Consider the following 1,690-nt stretch of genomic DNA (forward strand, 5'->3'; position numbering starts at 1 on the left):
ATATGTTTTCATTTGATTGACTCCATAAAATTATTAATTTATTAAATACCCGTATGTTTAAAAACCCAATCTTTATATTGATAGCCAAATATAGACCCATATACTGAACCAGTTACGAAAGAGCAGTCATAAAAAGGAATATTAAGGTCCTTAGCTACAAGTTCAATATCTGACTTATTAGGGTATTCTAAAAATAGCAAGTTAAAGGCATTGTAAATAGCTGGTGCTACATTGATAGCACAAACACTATTAATATCACCAACCTGGCGTCCAAGTTCTATAACTCTGTAGAATATTTTCTGGTTTTTTTCTACTTTTGATAGTACCTGAAGTGCTTCTTTCCAGTATTTTATATCAACAGTAGAAACGATTGTAAGGTCAGTATTAATTGCTGACAGTATCTTTTCTGGAATAAATGCTGTTTTTACTCGTTTGCCAGCTATTGATATCAGAGTCATAAATTTAATATGATCTGAGAGCTCTTTCGATGGCTTATCAATTGTTCGGGCTACACTTAAAAATTGAGTACTTAAACTATCAGTTCCAAATAATTTTGGTTTATGTAACATATCACTATAGCTTTGTAAGAGTTCCTTAAGGTCTTCCACATTCTTATCTAGGGATAAATTTTCACCAATTAAGCTGGTGTTGTTTTCAATATTTTTATATTTCCCCAATGCATATATTTGCATAGTCCTATCAACTATTGAAAGTAACACTTTACTGCAATATGATATTCCATGCTTTGTAGCAAGCTCAATCCTTATTTGGTTCATTACCAATTGAGGCCCATCCTCTACGGCTTTAATTTCCCTACTAATTGAACCTAAATACTCAGATTTTTCAAATCCAGAGTTAATAACAAAAGATTTTGAATCGCTATTCCCTACAAACGCTGCATCTAGTTCTTCTAAAATAAAGTCTTTTGCTAATTGTTTATTATCCCCTAAGCGACTTACAATTCGATTAACATATGGGGTACTGATCTGGTTAATGCGTTCTTTTTTGATAGACTCTTTTGAGGTTTTTTTCTCTTCTCTTTCTTTTTGTTGGTTATGCTTTTTATTTCTTTCTTGATATTGCTTTGTTTTTTCTGCAATAAATTGTTTTTCAACAATGATACGTTCCTGCCTATCTTTCTCTTCTTTTAATTTACGCAGGTATTTATTATAGGCTTTTTCTTTTGCCTTCTTTTTGCTCATTATTTAAATTTCCCTGTATATACTTACATTGATCGGGTCTATTTTCTGATTTTTTTTATATTAAACATTATCGCACTTATCTTGCTGTGTCTATCATGGATATGGTCGGTTCTAAAAAATAAGAGGATGTTTAAGCCCGCTCGTTAGGGCGGGCTTAAATCAAAAATTAAAATATTAAAGTATTGCTTTGTTTTTATCATGCTTTAAAGCTTTACACCCATCATCCTAGCAATTCTTCTTGTTCGAGTTCTTCATAATCTATATCTAAAACATAACCAAACATATGTAACTTAATTACTTCATCACTGTATTTTTCTCTAATAGCTTTTTTTTCACCTCTTCTTTCCATGTTTTTAATATCATCATAGATTACATGCGCTGTCAGCCCCGGACGGGATGATAGTCTCCAGAAGGCGCAGGGAAATTTGCCAATCCGAAGTGCGCGATAGCGCGCGAGGGAGGCTAAAATTTTATCCCGAATAGCCGTA

2 protein-coding genes are annotated in these 1,690 nt (G+C 32.7%); both read right to left on the bottom strand.

The window, feature by feature from the left end; translation table 11 throughout:
• Positions 1 to 41: 41 nt before the first annotated feature.
• Complete coding sequence (locus tag CDZ78_RS20065; RefSeq protein WP_087871536.1) at positions 42 to 1,202, bottom strand: CCDC34 family protein; 1,161 nt, start codon at positions 1,200 to 1,202, stop codon at positions 42 to 44.
• Between the two features lie 220 nt (positions 1,203 to 1,422).
• Positions 1,423 to 1,690, bottom strand: a 268-nt coding sequence (locus CDZ78_RS22450) for a hypothetical protein (RefSeq protein ID WP_167374425.1), incomplete at its 5' end; no start/stop codon positions are given.

It is taken from the genome of Bathymodiolus platifrons methanotrophic gill symbiont, assembly GCF_002189065.1.
Classification (GTDB): domain Bacteria; phylum Pseudomonadota; class Gammaproteobacteria; order Methylococcales; family Methylomonadaceae; genus Methyloprofundus.